Below are 15,642 nucleotides of genomic sequence, written 5' to 3'. Positions count from 1 at the left end.
TGGATCCCGTTGGCATGGACGCCGCCGCCTTCCTGCGCGCGGCCGAGGCGCTGCCGCTGGAGCAGGACCCCCGCGCCCTGCTCGGCCCGGCCGGGGCGCTGGTGCTGGCGCCGCATCCGGACGACGAATCGATAGGCTGCGGCGGGCTGATCGCCGCCGCCACCGCTGCCGGCCTGCCGGTGCGGGTGGTGGTGGTGAGCGACGGCACCGGTTCGCATCCTGGCCTGCCGCCGGAGCGGATCCGGGCGGTGCGTGAGCGGGAGACGCTCGCCGCCACGGCGGCGCTCGGCCTGCCGCCCGAGGCGGTGCATTTCCTGCGCCTGCCGGACCGGGACGTGCCCGCCGCCGGGCCTGGCTTCGCCGCGGCGGTGGAGGCGATCCTCGACCTCGCGCGGCCGGCACCGGATGCGGTGCTCTGCACCTGGCGGCACGACCCGCATTGCGACCATGCGGCGAGCTTCGCCATCACCGAAGCGGTGGTGCGCCGCCTGCCGGGCGTGCGGCTGCTCGCCTATCCGGTCTGGGGCTGGGCCTTCGCGCATCCGATCGCCGGCTTCCCGCTGCCCCCGCCGCCGATCCTGCCGGGCTTGCCGCGCGGTCGGCGCTTCGGCATCGCCCGCGTCCTCGAGGCGAAGCGCCGCGCCATCGCGGCGCATGTCTCGCAGCACAGCGATCGGATGGGCGATGCCGACGCCTTCCAGCTACCGCCCGAGGCGATCGCCCTGGCGCTGCGCGACGTCGAGCTGCTGCTGGAGGAAATGCCGTGACGCAGCGCCCCGGGCAGAGCCTCGACGTCGCCTATTTCGATGCGATCTACGCCGCCGATGCCGACCCCTGGCGCTTCGCCAGCAGCGACTACGAACGGGCGAAATACGCTGCGACGCTCGCCGCCCTGCCGCGCCCGCATTACGCCCGCGCCTTCGAGATCGGCTGCTCCATCGGCGTGCTGACGGCGCAGCTCGCCCTGCGCTGCGATGCCTTGCTGGCGGTGGACCTGGCCGAGGCGCCGCTCGCCGCCGCGCGGGCGCGCTGCGCCGATGTGCCGCAGGTGACCTTCCGGCGCATGGCGGTGCCTGGCGACTGGCCGGAGGGCGGCTTCGACCTGATCCTGCTCTCCGAGGTGGTCTACTACCTCGACGCCGCCGATCTCGCACGGCTCGCTTCCCGCGTCGCCGGCGCGCTGCATCCCGGCGGCGAGGCGCTGCTGGTGCACTGGACCGGCGAGACGGACTACCCGCTCTCGGGCGATGCCGCGGCGGAGGGCTTCATCGCCGCGGCCGGGCTGCCGGTCATTCGGCAGCAACGGGCAGAGGCCTATCGGCTGGATCTGCTGCGCCGCCCTCCCGCTCCGCCCGGCTGAGCGCCGCGAGCATCCGGCGCGCCTGGACCGTCTCCCACGGCAGCGCCGATGGCAGCAGCAGCCGGCGCCGCAGGCTCGGCGCCGCCGCCTGCAACGCCTCCCAGGCCAGGCCGAAGCTCGGCGCCGCCAAGACCTGGTCCATCATCGCCGGCGCAAGGCCGAGCGCGGCCTGCAACCGCCCTGCCTCCTCCAAGCCGGCGCGCAAACGCCGCAGTGCCCGCCGGACGCGGAAGCGCCGCCAAGCATCCCGGGCCGGCTCCAGCCGGTCATCGACCGGTGCTTCGGGATCGGCGAGGCGGTGCCGCAGCGTCTCCGCCATGCCGCCGCCCGCTCGGCCATCGAGCCGGCAGGAAACCAGCACCCGCGCCGCGCCGCTGTGCCGGATGCGGGCATCGATGCGGTCGAGCGCCCGGAACAGGGCGCGGTCCTCGCCCCGCGGCACGAGCGGCACGCCGCCGACCGCCCGGTAGGCGGGCAGCCGCAGCGCGATCGAGGCGCCGGAATGCGTGCCATGGGCCGGCGCCGGATCATGCGCGATGGGATCGAGCCGTGCAGCCAGCGCATCCAGCAGCGCGGCGTAGCACGCCTCCGCCGCCTCGCGCCGGCGCAGCGCCGGCGGCAGCGAGGCGACCTCGAGCGGGTCGGGCAGCACGGCGCCGGCCACCGCATCGGCCCCGGCGGCGAGCTCGGCGAGGTTGGCGGCGAGCCAGCCCGGCTCCGGCCGCGCATCCGCATCGGTGCTGAGCAGCACGCCCTCGGGCGCCTCGCCGAGCAGCGCCGCCGCCGCATCCATGGCCGCGGCGCGGGCGCCGCCGGCATGCGCCCGGTCCGGCGGAAGCACTGCCTCGACCACCAGCAGGGGGAATGGCAGGCCAGGCGCCAGGCGGCGCGCGAGCCCGGCCGTGTCGTCTCGGCAGTTGTTCGCCAGCAGCAGCACGGCGGTGCCGGCCAGGACGCCGCCTTGCTGCGCCGCCAGCGCGTTGAGGCAGTCCGGCAGGCGCGAGGTCTCGTCGCGCGCGGGGATGGAGAGCACGCTGCGCAAGGCAGGGCCGGGCACGGCCGAGAGGGCGGCCAGGGCCGCGGGCGGGAAGTTCATCGTCCCGGCAGAACGGAGCGCCGCGCAGCGGCGTTCCCGCACGCCCGCGCGCGGGGCGGCGCGCGGGCATCACAGTGTCAGGCGTACGACAGCCCTGCCGCACCCGGCACCCCGCGCGGGGTGCCGGGCTCGGGCGTCAGCGGTGCCGCGCCTCCGCCAGATGGTCGAAGCGATGCGTGTAGGTGCCGAGGCCCTGGGTCTGGCTGCGCAGTTCGATGATCATCTCCTGCAGCTCGGCCGCCGGCACCAGCGCCTCCACCGTGTCCCAGCCCTCCCAACCCTCGCGCGCGGCATAGCCGAGGATCTGGCCGCGCCGCCCGGTCAGCAGGCGCTGGGCGTTCGGCGTGTACTCGGCCGGTACCTGCACGGTCACGGCATGGATCGGCTCGAGCAGCACCGGCTCGCCCTTGGCGAGCCCCTCCTGCATCGCCATGCGCGTGGCGGTGGCGAAGGCCATGTCGCTGCTATCGACGGAGTGGAAGCTGCCATCGAGCAGCGTCACCGCGACATCGACCACTTGGTGGCCGAGCGGCCCCTTGCGCGTCGCCTCCTCCGCCGCCTCCCCGACCGCCGGGATGAAGCGCTTCGGCACGGCGCCGCCGACCACCTCCTCGGCGAAGCTGAAGCCGGCGCCGCGCTCGCGCGGCTCGATGCGCAGCTTCACATCGGCGAACTGGCCGTGGCCGCCGGTCTGCCGCTTCAGCCGCGCATGCTGGGTAACGGCCTGGCGGATGGTCTCGCGATAGGGGATCTGCGGCCGCACCGTGCGCAACCTGACCCCGGAGCTGCCGGCCAAGCGGTCCAGCGCCGCCCGCAGATGCAGCTCGCCCTGTCCCTGCAGGACGGTCTGGCCGCTCTCGGGGTCGAGGATCACGGTGAGGGCGGGGTCCTCCTCGGCCAAGCGTTGCAGGGCGCCGGAGAGGCGCACCTCGTCCTTGCGGTCCTCGAGCACCACGGCCAGCGCATGCACCGGCGCGGCCGGCGCCGGGAAGGCGAGCGGCGCACCGGCCCCGAGGGTCGCGCCGGTCGTCACGCCCTCCAGCCGGCCGAGTGCCACGATCTCGCCGGCCGCGGCCTCGGGCACCTTCTGCGCCTCGCCATTCGGGAAGCGGTGGATGCCGCCGATGCGGTGGCCGTCGAGCTGCATGCCGTCCCGCACCGCGCCGCGCCAGATCCGCGCCCAGGAGAGGCGGCCGGCATGGCCGGCATGCAGGGTGCGGAAGACCTGGGCGAGCGGCGGCCCCTTGGTCTCGACGCCGCGCCGGGCGGCCGTTTCCTCCGGCTCGGGCACGTCGTGGCGGAGCGCCTTCCAAAGGCGATGGATGCCGTTGTTATGCTCCGCCGCGCCGAGCAGGACGGAGACGACGGCGCCGCTGCGCTCGCCGCTGTGCAATGGCCGGTAGATCTCCTCCGGCGCCGGCGTCAGATCCTCGAGCACCTTCTCGAGCAGGGCGTCGTCGTGATCGGCCAGCGCTTCCAGCAACTCGGCCCGCGCCTCGCTCTCCCGCGCCCGCATCATGGCGGGCAGCTCGATCCGCTCGGAGGCGGCGCCGCGGCGGTAGCGATAGGCCCGTTCGGAGACCAGGTCGACATAGCCGGTGACCGCCTCGCCTTCGCGGATCGGCACCTGCCGCAGCACCAGCTTGCGCGGCGTCTGCGCCTGCAGGGCGGCGAGGGTGTCGCGCACCCGGCCGTCGAGCTGGTCGATCTTGTTGACGAAGACGATGGCCGGGATGCCCTGCTCGTCCAGCATGCGGAAGACCGGGCCGAGCACCGCGGCGCGGCCCGGCGCGGCCTCGGTCACCACCACGGCGAGGTCGGCGACGGCGAGGGCCGCCGCGGCGTCATGCGCGAATTCGACCGAGCCGGGGCAATCGAGCAGCGCCCAGGAATCCTCCATATGGTCGACATGGCCGAGCCGCAGCTCGGTGCCCATGCCGCGCGCGCCGCCGCGCCGCGCCGGGGCGCCGGCGGCGCTCAGCAGGGCGTCGAACAGCGTCGACTTGCCGCTGCCCTGCGGGCCGATGAAGGCGACGGATCGGGGCCCCGCCCCGCCGAGTGATCTGCCGCTGGCATCTGGCATCGTGCTTCGCCCTCCCGTTCGGGGCGGGCCGTCGCGGCGCCTGGACCGGATGCCGCCGGCCAGCCCGGGTCTCCCTGGACCCTTGGTTGCCGCGGGCGTCCTGGCGCCGCCGGGACGGACCCGGGCGCCACGCGTGGGACGAGCCTAACCAGATGCCGCCGGGGCACGCCAGCCCGCCATCGCGACGGTATCCCGATGCGCCGGGGTCATGCACCGTTCAGCAACCACCTTCGGTTCATCCTGCGCTGCCGCCATCCCGCCTATCGCATTGGGATCGACGGCCTATTGCATCGCAGCGACAGGGTGACCCCATGACGATCCGCCCGCAGCGTCCCGGCGGCCAGGCCGACGGCTCGCTGACCGTTCTGACCCTCTCCGCCGCCGTCACGCTCCTTCTCGGGCTGGCGCTGCTGCCGGGGCAGGTCGTGTTCCTCGGCATCGTCGCGGCCACCACCGCGCTCGGGCTGAACCTCGCGGAACTCCGCCGGCATGGCGGCTCCGGCCTGCCGCGCCTGCCGCTGCGCCCGGAACACTGAACCTCGCCGCAAAACCGCTTCGCGGAGGGGATCAGAGCCCGCCCCAGACCTCCTCCGCCACCTCGACGCAGAGGCGGAGCTTCGCCCATTGCTCCTCGACCGTGAGCAGGTTGCCCTCCTCGGTCGAGGCGAAGCCGCATTGCGGGCTGATGGCGAGCTGGTCGAGCGGCGCATGCCGCGCCGCCTCCTCGATGCGGCGCTTCAGCATGTCCTTGCCCTCCAGCGCGCCGGTCTTCGAGGTGATGAGGCCGAGCACCACCGTCTTGCCCTTCGGCAGGAAGCGCAGCGGCGCGAAGCTGCCGGAGCGCTCGTCGTCGTATTCCATGAAGTAGGCATCGACATCGATGCTGTTGAACAGCACCTCCGCCACCGGATCGTAGCCGCCGGCCGCGATGTGCATGGAGCGGAAATTGCCGCGGCAGAGATGCATGGAGACCACCATGTCGGCCGGCCGGCCGGCGAGGGCGGCGTTGATCATCCCGGCATAGGTCTCGAGCAGCCCTTCCACCCGCTCGCCGCGGTTGCGGAGCTGGGCGAGCTGCTCCGGATCGCAGAGATAGGCGATGTTGGTCTCGTCGAGCTGCAGGTAGCGGCAGCCGGCGCCGGCGAAGTCCCGCATCGCGGCGTTGTAGGCGGCGCCGAGATCGGCGAAGAAGCCGTCCATCGCGGGATAGGCATGGGTGTCGATGGCGCGCCGCCCGCCGCGGAAATGCAGCACCGAGGGCGAGGGGATGGTTTGCTTCGCCACCGCCTCGCCGGCCTGCGCCGCGAGGAAGCGGAAATCCTCGACGAAGGGATGCCCCTGATAACGGATCGGGCCGGTCACCTTCAGCCCATAGGCCTTGGTCTGGCCGCCCTTGAACTGGATGCCCTGATCGGCCTCGTACAGCGCGACGCCGCCGAGCCGGGCGAGGAAGTCGAAATGCCAGAAGGCGCGGCGGTACTCGCCATCGGTCACCGAGCGCAGCCCGACCGCCCGCTGCGCGGCGATGGCCTCGGCGATGCAGCGATCCTCGATCGCCCGCAGGTCGGGCGCCTGGGCGGCGCGGGCCTCGCGCAGCGGCACCGGCCGCAGCAGGCTGCCGACATGGTCGGCACGGAAGGGGGGCTTGCCGTTCGGCATGGCGTCTCTCCGGAAGCGGTGGGCGTGGCCCGGGGGTCCGGCGCGGCGGCATGATGCCGGCTGGGCAGGCCCTCGGCCACCACCGGCACAACGCGCGGCTGGCATGCGTGATGCTTGGCCGTGGCCCGGTACGAACCCGGCACGCCGAGGAGCCCGCCATGCCCCGCACCATCCCGCTCGCCGCCCGCCCGGCGCCGATCGCCCTCCGGTCCGAGGAGACGGCGTTGATCGTCGTCGACATGCAGAACGCCTATTGTTCCAGGGGCGGCTATATCGACCTGTGCGGCTTCGACGTCTCCGGCGCGCCGCCGGTGATCGAGGAATGCGCCAATATCGCCGCCGCCTGCCGCGCCGCCGGCATCCCGGTGATCTACCTGCAGAACGGCTTCTCGCCCGACCAGCGCGAGGCGCCGCCGACGGCGCCGGTCTGGCACAAGTCCAATGCGCTGAGGTTCATGCGCGAGAACGAGGCCTATGCCGGGAAGCTCATCACCCATGGCACATGGGACCATGAGATCGTGCCGGCGCTGACGCCGCAGCCGGGCGACATCCTGGTGCCGAAGACGCGCTACAGCGGCTTCGCCGGGACAGGGCTGGAGCAGATCCTGCAGGCGCGGCGGGTGCGGATCCTGCTCGTCATCGGCGTCGCCACCAATGTCTGCGTCGAGAGCACCATCCGGGACGCCTATCATCGGGAGTTCTTCCCCGTCATGGTGACGGACGCGACCATGGCCGCCGGCCCCGGCGCCCAGGCGGCGACCGAGTTCAATGTCGAGCATTTCTTCGGCTGGCTGACCACGGGGGCCGAGTTGCGGGCGGCGCTCGGCGGCAACGCGCCGGCATGAAAAAAGGGGCGCTGCCCCGCGGCAGCGCCCCCTTCCCGTCCGGATGCCAGGCTTATTTCTGCAGCGCCTGGACGATCTCCTGCGTCACCTTCTTCGCGTCGCCGAACAGCATCATGGTGTTGGGGCGGAAGAACAGCTCGTTGTCGACGCCGGCATAGCCCGAGGACATGCCGCGCTTGACGAAGAAGACGGTCTTGGCCTTCTCCACGTCGAGGATCGGCATGCCGTAGATCGGGCTCGACTTGTCGGTCTTGGCCGCCGGGTTGGTGACGTCGTTGGCGCCGATGACATAGGCGACATCGGCCTCGGCGAATTCGGGGTTGATTTCCTCGAGCTCCTTCACGTCGTCATAGGGCACGTTCGCCTCGGCGAGCAGGACGTTCATGTGCCCTGGCATGCGGCCGGCGACGGGGTGGATGGCGTATTCCACCTGCGCCCCCTCCTTCTTCAGCAGATCGCCCATCTCCCGCAGCACCTGCTGCGCCTGGGCGACCGCCATGCCGTAGCCCGGGACCACGATGATCTTGCTCGCATTCTTCATGATGAAGGCGGCATCCTCCGGGCTGCCGGCCTTGACCGGGCCGCGGTCGCCGCCGCCCGCCGCGGCGCCGGCCGCGCTGCTGTCGGTGCCGAAGCCGCCGAGCAGCACGTTGATGATGCTGCGGTTCATGCCCTTGCACATGATGTAGGACAGGATCGCGCCCGAGGCGCCGACCAGCGCGCCGGTGATGATCAGCAGCAGGTTCTGCAGCGTGAAGCCGATGCCCGCCGCCGCCCAGCCGGAATAGCTGTTCAGCATCGACACGACGACCGGCATGTCGGCGCCGCCGATCGGGATGATGAGCAGGAAGCCGAGCGCGAAGGCGAGCAGCGCGATCGCCCAGAAGAGCGTGGCGCTGCCGGAGGAGACGAAGGCGATGATGAGGATCAGCAGCAGGAGGCCGAGGCCGAGATTGAGCCAGTGCTGCCCCTTGAAGGTGATCGGCGCCCCCGACATCAGCGCCTGCAGCTTGGCGAAGGCGATGACCGAGCCGGAGAAGGTGATGGCGCCGATGGCGAGGCCGAGCGACATCTCCACCAGCGAGCCGCCATGGATGGCGCCGGCATGGCCGATGCCGAAGCTCTCCGGATTGTAGAAGGCGGCCGCGGCCACCAGCACCGCCGCCATGCCGACCAGCGAGTGGAAGGCGGCGACGAGCTGCGGCAGCGCCGTCATCTGGATGCGGGTGGCGATGTAGCCGCCGATGCCGCCGCCGATGGCCAGCGCCACGACGATCAGCCCGACGCCGCCGAAGGACATGCCCGGCCGCAGCAGCGTGGCGAGGATGGCGATCGCCATGCCGACCATGCCGTAGAGATTACCCTGCCGCGAGGTCTCGGGATGCGACAGGCCGCGCAGCGCCAGGATGAAGAGGACGGCGGCGACGAGATAGGCGAGGGTCGAGAAGGTCGCGCTCACGGCCTCAGCCCTTCTTCTTCGGCTGGAACATGGCCAGCATCCGGCGCGTGACGATGAAGCCGCCGAAGATGTTCACCGCGGCCAGCATCGCGGCGAGGAAGCCGAAGACCTTGGCGGCGGTGCTCTCGCCGAGCCCGGTGGCGAGGATGGCGCCGACGACGATCACCGAGGAGATGGCGTTGGTCACGCCCATCAGCGGGCTGTGCAGCGCCGGGGTGACGTTCCAGACCACGTAGTAGCCGACGAAGCAGGCCAGCAGGAAGATCGTCAGCAGGAAGAGGAAGGGGTCGGCCGCGGCCATGATGGGCTCGACATGCGCGCCGGCGGTGGCTGCGAGCTGCCGCGCCTGCTCGGCGAGGCGCAGCGCGTTCTGCGCCTGCGCCGTGGCCTGGTTGGCCAGGTCGGTGGGATTCATTCTGGTGTCTCCTTCGGAGACGCCGGCCGATGCGGGCCTCGGTCCCGCCCTGCCCCGCGGAGCGTCGCTCCGCGGGGCAGGGTGGCGCGCGGCGCCCCGGACGGCATCGGGTTGCGGTCCTCAGGCGGCCTTGGCGGCGGCGAAGCTCGGATGCACGACGGCGCCGCCGCGGGTGAGCAGCACGCCCTTCACGATCTCGTCCTCGGCGGGCAGCTTCGGCGCCTTCGCCTCCTTGTCCCAGAAGGTGGTCAGGAAGGTCAGTAGGTTGCGCGCGAAGAGCGCCGAGGAGGCGCCGGCGATCCGGCCCGGCCAGTTGTGATAGCCGAGGATCTTCACCCCGTTCTCGGTGGTCACCAGCTCGCCGGGCTTGGTCAGCGCCACGTTGCCGCCGGCATCGGCGGCGATGTCGACGATGATCGAGCCGGGCCGCATCGAGCGCACCATCTCGGCCGAGACGAGCTGCGGCGCCTGCCGCCCCTGCACCAGCGCGGTGGTGACGACGATGTCCTGCTTGGCGATATGCGCCGCGACGACCTTTGCCTGCTCGGCATAGAACTCGGCCGAGAGCTGCTTGGCATAGCCGCCGGCGGTCTGGGCCTGCTTGCTCTCCTCGCTCTCATAGCCGACGAAGCTGGCGCCGAGGGACCTGATCTCCTCCTTCGCCGCCGGCCGCACATCGGTCGCCGAGACCCGGCCGCCGAGGCGGCGGGCGGTGGCGATGGCCTGCAGCCCGGCGACGCCGGCGCCCATGATGAAGACATTGGCCGCCGGGATGGTGCCGGCCGCGGTCATCAGCATGGGGAAGCCGCGGTCGAAGGCGCCCGCCGCCTCGACCACCGCGCGGTAGCCAGCCAGATTCGCCTGGGAGGAGAGAATGTCCATGCTCTGCGCGCGCGTGATGCGCGGCAGCAGCTCCATGGCGCCGGCCTCGATCCCGAGTTGGGCATAGATGCCGGCCGTCTTGGCATCGGCGCCGAGCTGCCCGAGCAGCAGGGCGCCGCGCGGGATCAGGGAGAGCTCGTCCACCGCGCCCTCGCCGGCGCCGAGCGGGGCGCGGATCTTCAGCACGATGCCGGCGCCGTTCAGCGCCGCCGCCGCATCCGGAGCGATCTCGGCGCCGGCCGCGGCATACTCCGCATCCGGGATGCCGGAAGCGAGCCCGGCCCCAGTTTCCACCGCGACGCTGCGGCCGAGGCCGATGAATTTCTTGACGGTCTCCGGCGTGGCCGCGACGCGGGTCTCGGCCGGCCGACGCTCCTTCAGGACAGCCAGTCGCATGCGGGTCCTCCCCCTCTTTCGCAGAATAGATGCGGCGGCGCGCGAAAGCCGACAAGCCTGAACGGGCGGCCGGCAGCCCGGGCCTGATACAGTGCGGGTCGGGGATTGACCATGGGGCGCGCCGGGGACGGGACGCCGAAGGCGGCGCCGCGCAGCCCCACTGGCCGCGCCGGCGCAACGAAACCGGCCTCAGGCGGCGGGCGGCGGCACCCTCGCCTCGGTCAGCGCCTTGGCCTGGCGCTCGGCCACCGCCTGCTCGGAGAGGTCCTCGATCATCTCCATGAAGAGCCGGTGCCAGTTCATCTCGGCGCGCAGCCGCAGGAAGACGCTGCCGAGGCCGACCGCGGCGCGGTCCATGAGCGGGAATTCGCGCGGGATGCGCACGCCGCCGGTCCGCTTCAGCCCCTCATGCACCTTGGCCGCGATCTTGCGGCCATAGGACATGTCCTCGACCTCCTGGATCGGGCGGACCCGGTCCTGCACCAGCGGTTCGTAGAGGAAGGACGCCCACAGGTTGAGGACTTCCATCGTCTCCTTCGAGAGGTTGCGGAAGCCCCAGACACGATAGGCCTCGGCCGCCTTCTCGTCGTCATGGTCCCGCACTGCTTCGAACAGCAGGATGACGCCGCCGACGAAGCTCGGGGGGAAGACGCGGATGGTGCCGAAGTCGAACAGGTTGATGCCCTGCCGGTCCGGCCGCACCTGGTAATTGCCGAGATGCGGGTCGCCATGGATGACGCCGTAACGGTAGAAGGGCCGGTACCAGGCGCGGAACAGCCCTTCGGCATAGGCCTGCCGCTCCTCCTGCGGCGGGTCCTCCTCCAGCCGCTTCACCAGCGGCCGGCCCTCGAGCCAGGTCATGGTCAGCAGCCGCGTCGTGCAATAGCCCTCGATCGGCTGCGGCACCGCGACATGCGGCTGGTCGGCGAGCATCAGGCCGTAGAGCCGCTGATGCGCCGCCTCACGCAGGTAGTCCAGCTCCTCGCGGAGCCGGTCGCGCAGCTCCTGGTACACCTCGCCATTGTCGAGCGCGCTGTCCATGCGCTGGTAGAGCTGCATGGCGATGCGGAGCTGGCGGAGATCGGCCTCCACCACGCTCGGCATGTCCGGATATTGCAGCTTGCAGGCGACGAGGCGGCCATCCGGCAGCTCGGCCCGATGCACCTGGCCGAGCGAGGCGGCGGCGGCCGCCTCCCGGCCGAAGCTGCGGAACTTCGATTCCCAGCCGGGGCCGAGCTCGCCCTGCATGCGGCGGCGCACGAAGGGCCAGCCCATGGGCGGGGCGTTGGACTGCAGCGTGGCCAGCTGCTCGGCATATTCCTCCGGCAGGGCGTCGGGCACGGTCGAGAGGAACTGCGCCACCTTCATCAGCGGGCCCTTCAGCCCGCCCAGGATCTGGCGCAGATCCTCGGCATGCGCGTTCTTGTCGGTCTTGAGGCCGAGGAAGCGCTGCCCCGCGACGCGGACGGCGATGCCGCCGACCGCGCCGGAGGTCCGCACCATCCGCCGCATCTCCCCGAAAAGGGTGCTGTCGCGGTTACGGTCGCTCATGCCGCGGCACCCGGCCCTGCTCCCGATCCTGCCCCTGGCCCCTCCTCGGCGAGCTCGTCGATGAAGCCGGCGATGACGTCGAGGCCGCGCTGCCAGAAGGCGGGATCGGAGGCATCGAGGCCGAAGGGCGCGAGCAGCTCCTTGTGCCGCAGCGTGCCGCCGGCCTTCAGCAGATCGATGTATTTCCGCTCGAAATCCGGCACCCCTCCCTCGCGGTAGACGCCGTAGAGCGCGTTCACCAGGCAGTCCCCGAAGGCATAGGCATAGACATAGAAGGGACTGTGGATGAAGTGCGGGATATAGGCCCAATAGACGCCGTAGTCCTCGCTGAAGTCGAAGGCCGGGCCCAGGCTCTCGGTCTGCACCTGCATCCAGATGGCGGCGATCTGCTCGGCCGAGAGCTCACCCTTGCGGCGCTCGTCATGCAGCAGCGTCTCAAACCGGTAGAAGGCGATCTGCCGCACCACCGTGTTCAGCATGTCCTCCACCTTGCCGGCCAGCATCAGGCGGCGGCGGCCCGGATCGCGCTCGGCATCGAGCAGGCCGCGGAAGGTCAGCATCTCGCCGAAGACCGAGGCGGTCTCGGCCAGGGTCAGCGGCGTGCCGGAGAGCAGGTAGCCCTGCTCGCCCGCCAGCACCTGGTGCACGCCATGGCCGAGTTCATGCGCGAGCGTCATCACGTCCCGCGTCTTGCCGTGGTAGTTGAGCAGCAGATAGGGATGCGCGCTCGGCACGGTGGGATGGGCGAAAGCGCCCGAGGCCTTGCCCGGCCGCAGCGCCGCGTCGATCCACGGCTTCTCGAAGAAGTGGCCGCCGATCTTCGCCAGCTCCGGGCTGAAGGCGCGGTAGCTGTCGAGCACCGTCCGCACCGCTTCCGGCCAGGCGATGCTGCGGTCCTGCTCCTCGGGCAGCGGCGCGTTGCGGTCCCAGTGCTGCAGCTTCGGCAGGCCGAGCCACTTCGCCTTCATCGCGTAATAGCGGTGCGAGAGCCGCGGATAGCTGGCGCGCACGGCGGTGACCAGCGCGTCCACCACCTCATCCTCGACCATGTTGGCGCGGTTGCGCGCGCTGCCGGGCCGCGGGTAGCGGCGCCAGCTATCGATGATCTCCTTGTCCTTCGCCAGGGTGTTGGTGATGAGGGAGAAAAGGCGGATGCGGCTGCCGAAGGCCTCGGAGACGCCGCGCGCCGCCGCCGCCCGCACTGCACGGTCGCGGTCGGAGAGCTTGTTCAGCGCCGCCGAGACGGTCTGCTCCTCCTCCCCCACCTTCACGGTCATGCCGGCGATGGTCTCGTCGAACAGGCGGTTCCAGGCGCTGCGCCCGGTCACCTCCTTCTCGTGCAGCAGCTTCTCCAGCTCGTCGGAGAGCTGGTGCGGGCGGAAGACGCGCAGGTCGCGCAGCCAGGGACGCCAGCGCAGCAAGGCCGGGCTGGAGGCGATCTTCTGCTCCAGCTCGGCATCGCCGAGGCGGTTGAGCTCCAGCGTGAAGAACAACAGGTGCGAGGAGATCGCGGTCACGCGCTCCTGCAAGGTCTGGTAGAAGCGGCCATTCGCCGGGTCCTGCGCGTCGCCGGCGAAGACGAGCTGGCCGTAGCTCATGGCCCGGCCGAGCACCTCCTCGATCCGCTCGTATTCGGCGATGGCCGCGGCGAGCGCCTCCCCCGACATCGCGGCGAGGCGGCCGGCATGGCGGGCGGCGAAGGCCTTGCCCTGGGCCTCCGCCTGGTCGAGATCCAGGCCGAGCCGCGGATCCTCGGGCGAGGCATAGAGGTCGGAGAGGTCCCAGACGGGCAGCGGCGCGCGCCCCGGCGGGCCGCCGGCATCGAGCGGCGCCCGGACCTGGGGCGAGAAGGCCGGGTCGGCCGGGGAGAAGGCCGTGCCTGCGGCGGCATCGCCCGCGGCACGGGTCAGGGTCGGAATGGGCTCGGATCGGGTCACAACTCCCCATATAAGGCCGCCGAGGTCGCGGCCAAGCGGCCAGTGGGTGGCGGCCCTACGGAGCCGCGGGGAAGGGACGAGGGGGACATGCCGGAAACCGAGGCGCTCACCAGGTCGCGCATGGCGGATCCGCCGCGGCGGCCGGCCCGCCAGGCGGGCGAGGACTGGACCAGCCTGCCGGGCATGCTCTTCGCCCTGGCGCGGCGGCATCCCGACCGGCCGATGCTGCGCTACTGGCGCGACGGCGCCTGGCAACGCCTGCGCTGGGGCGACTTCGTCCTGCAGGTGGCGCATGTCGCCGCCTGGCTGCGGCAGCAGGGCATCGCGCCCGGCGACCGGGTGCTGCTGGTCAGCGAGAACAGGCCGGAATGGAACGTCGCCGATGCCGCCATCATGGCGATCGGCGCCGTGACCGTGCCGACCTACACCACCAACACCATCGCCGACCACGCCCATGTCCTGCGCGATTCCGGGGCGCGCGCCGCGATCACCTCGACGCCGGCCCTGGCGGCGCGGGTGACGGAGGCGGCCGCGCAGACCGGCGGGCTCGACCTGCTGCTCTGCATGGAGGCGGCCGAGGGCGTCCGGGCCCGCTCCTGGGCCGAGGCGGTGGCGCATCCGGCCGACGCCGCCATGCTGATGGCCGAGGTGGAGCAGATCCCGGCCGGCCGGCTCGCCTGCCTCATCTACACCTCCGGCACCGGCGGCGCGCCGCGCGGCGTGATGCTGCCGCACCGCGCCATGCTGGCGAACCGCGCCGGGGTAAGCGGCCTGCTGGAGCGGCTCGGGGTGGACGGGCTTCCCTACCTCTCCTTCCTTCCGCTCTCGCATAGCTACGAGCATACGGTCGGCTGCTACCTGCTGCCCTCAATGGGCATGGAGGTGGTCTATTCCCGTGGCGCCGACCGGCTGGCGGCAGAGTTCGAGGAGATCCGCCCGGCCGTCGTCACCGCCGTGCCTCGGCTCTTCGAGGTGCTGCGGGCGAAGATGCTGGCGCAGATCGAGAAGCAGGGCGGCCTCAGGCGACAGCTCTTCGAGCGGGCGCTGGCGCAGGGGCTGCGGCGGCTGGACGGGCCGCCGCTCGGCCCGATGGCGCGGCTGCTCGACCCCCCGCTCGACCGGCTGGTGCGCGAGAAGGTCCGCAGCCGCTTCGGCGGCCGGCTGAAGGCGCTGGTCTCGGGCGGCGCCCGGCTCGATCCGGACCTCTCCGGCTTCTTCATCGCCCTCGGCCTGCCGCTGATCCAGGGGTATGGCCAGAGCGAGGCGGGTCCGGTGATCAGCGTGAACCTGCCCTGGGACAACCACCGCCACACGGTTGGCCCACCGCTGGCCGGCGTCTCGGCCCGGATCGCGCCGGATGGCGAGCTGCTGATCCGCGGCGACCTGGTGATGGACGGCTACTGGAACAACCCGGCGGCGACTGCCGAGGCGCTGCGGTCCGGCCCGGAGGGCGCGACCTGGCTGCATACCGGCGATGTCGGCCGGATCGAGGCGGGGCGGATCATCATCACCGACCGCAAGCGCGACTTCATCAAGACGCTCGGCGGCGACATGGTGAGCCCGGCGAAGCTCGAAGGGCTGCTGATGGCCGAGCCCGAGATCGCCCAGGCCGTGGTGGCCGGCGAGGGCAAGCCCGGCATCGTCGCCCTGCTCGTCCCCGCCGAGGGCATGGCGGATCGGGTCGCCGCCGCGGTGAGCCGGGTGAACGGCCGGCTCTCGACCATCGAGCGCATCCGCCGCTGGATGCCGGCGCCGGTCGCCTTCTCGGTGGAGAACGGGTTGCTCACCCCGACGATGAAGGTGCGCCGCCGCGCCGTGCTCGAGCGTTATGCCGGGGCGCTGGAGGCGCTGTACCGCTAGAGCGTGATGCCTGAGGTGGACTCACCGACGGCGTGAATCAGGCGATCAAACAATGCTCCAGACCATGGTCCTTGAACCAGAGTGAACGGACCATGGTCT

Annotated in this window: 13 protein-coding genes; 5 read left to right on the top strand and 8 right to left on the bottom strand. The window is 71.9% G+C overall.

The window, feature by feature from the left end:
• Positions 1 to 14: 14 nt before the first annotated feature.
• Together HJG45_RS28985 and HJG45_RS28980 are read left to right on the top strand one after the other, a co-directional pair.
• Positions 15 to 767 (top strand): PIG-L deacetylase family protein, encoded by a 753-nt coding sequence (locus tag HJG45_RS28985; RefSeq protein WP_171615261.1) that lies wholly within the window; start codon positions 15 to 17, stop codon positions 765 to 767.
• A complete protein-coding gene (locus tag HJG45_RS28980; protein ID WP_171615259.1) occupies positions 764 to 1,360 on the top strand; it encodes an SAM-dependent methyltransferase in 597 nt (198 codons plus the stop codon). Before HJG45_RS28985 ends, HJG45_RS28980 begins: the two co-directional genes overlap by 4 nt.
• Here the strand turns inward: HJG45_RS28980 and HJG45_RS22430 are convergent.
• Together HJG45_RS22430 and HJG45_RS22425 are read right to left on the bottom strand one after the other, a co-directional pair.
• Entirely contained in the window at positions 1,290 to 2,456 is a 1,167-nt protein-coding gene (locus HJG45_RS22430; protein ID WP_171615257.1) for a glycosyltransferase family 2 protein, read from the bottom strand. The two genes, HJG45_RS28980 and HJG45_RS22430, sit on opposite strands and share 71 nt — an antisense overlap.
• Before the next feature lie 136 nt (positions 2,457 to 2,592).
• Positions 2,593 to 4,539, bottom strand: coding sequence for an elongation factor G (locus tag HJG45_RS22425; RefSeq protein WP_171615255.1), 1,947 nt, complete (start codon positions 4,537 to 4,539; stop codon positions 2,593 to 2,595).
• A gap of 311 nt (positions 4,540 to 4,850) precedes the next feature.
• On the opposite strand from HJG45_RS22425, the gene HJG45_RS22420 reads away from it, so the two are divergent.
• Positions 4,851 to 5,075 carry a hypothetical protein gene (locus HJG45_RS22420; RefSeq protein ID WP_171615253.1) on the top strand — a complete coding sequence of 75 codons (225 nt, stop codon included), beginning with the start codon at positions 4,851 to 4,853 and terminating at the stop codon, positions 5,073 to 5,075.
• A gap of 31 nt (positions 5,076 to 5,106) precedes the next feature.
• Here HJG45_RS22420 and HJG45_RS22415 read toward each other — a convergent pair whose 3' ends face one another.
• Complete coding sequence (locus HJG45_RS22415) at positions 5,107 to 6,198, bottom strand: 5-methyltetrahydropteroyltriglutamate--homocysteine S-methyltransferase (RefSeq protein WP_171615251.1); 1,092 nt, start codon at positions 6,196 to 6,198, stop codon at positions 5,107 to 5,109.
• 158 nt (positions 6,199 to 6,356) lie between these two features.
• Here HJG45_RS22415 and HJG45_RS22410 point away from each other — a divergent pair, with 158 nt between their 5' ends.
• On the top strand, positions 6,357 to 7,043 hold the full coding sequence (locus HJG45_RS22410; RefSeq protein ID WP_171615249.1) for an isochorismatase family protein: 687 nt from the start codon (positions 6,357 to 6,359) through the stop codon (positions 7,041 to 7,043).
• Between the two features lie 52 nt (positions 7,044 to 7,095).
• Here the strand turns inward: HJG45_RS22410 and HJG45_RS22405 are convergent, their stop codons facing one another.
• The 5 genes from HJG45_RS22405 to HJG45_RS22385 form a co-directional block, all read right to left on the bottom strand.
• Positions 7,096 to 8,502, bottom strand: a complete 1,407-nt coding sequence (locus tag HJG45_RS22405) for an NAD(P)(+) transhydrogenase (Re/Si-specific) subunit beta (protein WP_171615247.1) — start codon at positions 8,500 to 8,502, stop codon at positions 7,096 to 7,098.
• Between the two features lie 4 nt (positions 8,503 to 8,506).
• The gene (locus tag HJG45_RS22400; RefSeq protein WP_171615245.1) at positions 8,507 to 8,917 is read right to left on the bottom strand and encodes an NAD(P) transhydrogenase subunit alpha; all 411 of its coding nucleotides are present in this window, start codon (positions 8,915 to 8,917) and stop codon (positions 8,507 to 8,509) included.
• A 120-nt stretch (positions 8,918 to 9,037) separates the two neighbouring features.
• Entirely contained in the window at positions 9,038 to 10,195 is a 1,158-nt protein-coding gene (locus HJG45_RS22395) for an NAD(P) transhydrogenase subunit alpha (protein ID WP_171615243.1), read from the bottom strand.
• A gap of 189 nt (positions 10,196 to 10,384) precedes the next feature.
• Positions 10,385 to 11,746 carry an AarF/ABC1/UbiB kinase family protein gene (locus HJG45_RS22390; protein WP_171615241.1) on the bottom strand — a complete coding sequence of 454 codons (1,362 nt, stop codon included), beginning with the start codon at positions 11,744 to 11,746 and terminating at the stop codon, positions 10,385 to 10,387.
• A complete protein-coding gene (locus tag HJG45_RS22385; RefSeq protein ID WP_254452723.1) occupies positions 11,743 to 13,539 on the bottom strand; it encodes a M3 family oligoendopeptidase in 1,797 nt (598 codons plus the stop codon). The genes HJG45_RS22390 and HJG45_RS22385 overlap by 4 nt, the downstream gene beginning before the upstream one ends.
• A gap of 231 nt (positions 13,540 to 13,770) precedes the next feature.
• Here HJG45_RS22385 and HJG45_RS22380 point away from each other — a divergent pair, with 231 nt between their 5' ends.
• Positions 13,771 to 15,543 (top strand): long-chain fatty acid--CoA ligase, encoded by a 1,773-nt coding sequence (locus tag HJG45_RS22380; RefSeq protein WP_254452713.1) that lies wholly within the window; start codon positions 13,771 to 13,773, stop codon positions 15,541 to 15,543.
• The last annotated feature ends 99 nt before the right edge of the window (positions 15,544 to 15,642 follow it).

The organism is Roseicella sp. DB1501 (assembly GCF_013112485.1).
Lineage (GTDB): Bacteria > Pseudomonadota > Alphaproteobacteria > Acetobacterales > Acetobacteraceae > Paracraurococcus.
Note: the sequence above shows the minus strand (reverse complement) of the source record. Positions and strands in the feature narration are given on the sequence as shown.

Excerpts from the sequence above, each read along its gene's own strand:
- HJG45_RS28985 (WP_171615261.1), top strand. The coding sequence starts at position 15 with ATGGACGCCGCCGCCTTCCTGCGCGCGGCCGAGGCGCTGCCGCTGGAG.
- HJG45_RS22430 (WP_171615257.1), bottom strand. The coding sequence starts at position 2,456 with ATGAACTTCCCGCCCGCGGCCCTGGCCGCCCTCTCGGCCGTGCCCGGC.
- HJG45_RS22425 (WP_171615255.1), bottom strand. The coding sequence starts at position 4,539 with ATGCCAGATGCCAGCGGCAGATCACTCGGCGGGGCGGGGCCCCGATCC.
- HJG45_RS22420 (WP_171615253.1), top strand. The coding sequence starts at position 4,851 with ATGACGATCCGCCCGCAGCGTCCCGGCGGCCAGGCCGACGGCTCGCTG.
- HJG45_RS22415 (WP_171615251.1), bottom strand. The coding sequence starts at position 6,198 with ATGCCGAACGGCAAGCCCCCCTTCCGTGCCGACCATGTCGGCAGCCTG.
- HJG45_RS22410 (WP_171615249.1), top strand. The coding sequence starts at position 6,357 with ATGCCCCGCACCATCCCGCTCGCCGCCCGCCCGGCGCCGATCGCCCTC.
- HJG45_RS22400 (WP_171615245.1), bottom strand. The coding sequence starts at position 8,917 with ATGAATCCCACCGACCTGGCCAACCAGGCCACGGCGCAGGCGCAGAAC.
- HJG45_RS22395 (WP_171615243.1), bottom strand. The coding sequence starts at position 10,195 with ATGCGACTGGCTGTCCTGAAGGAGCGTCGGCCGGCCGAGACCCGCGTC.
- HJG45_RS22390 (WP_171615241.1), bottom strand. The coding sequence starts at position 11,746 with ATGAGCGACCGTAACCGCGACAGCACCCTTTTCGGGGAGATGCGGCGG.
- HJG45_RS22380 (WP_254452713.1), top strand. The coding sequence starts at position 13,771 with ATGCCGGAAACCGAGGCGCTCACCAGGTCGCGCATGGCGGATCCGCCG.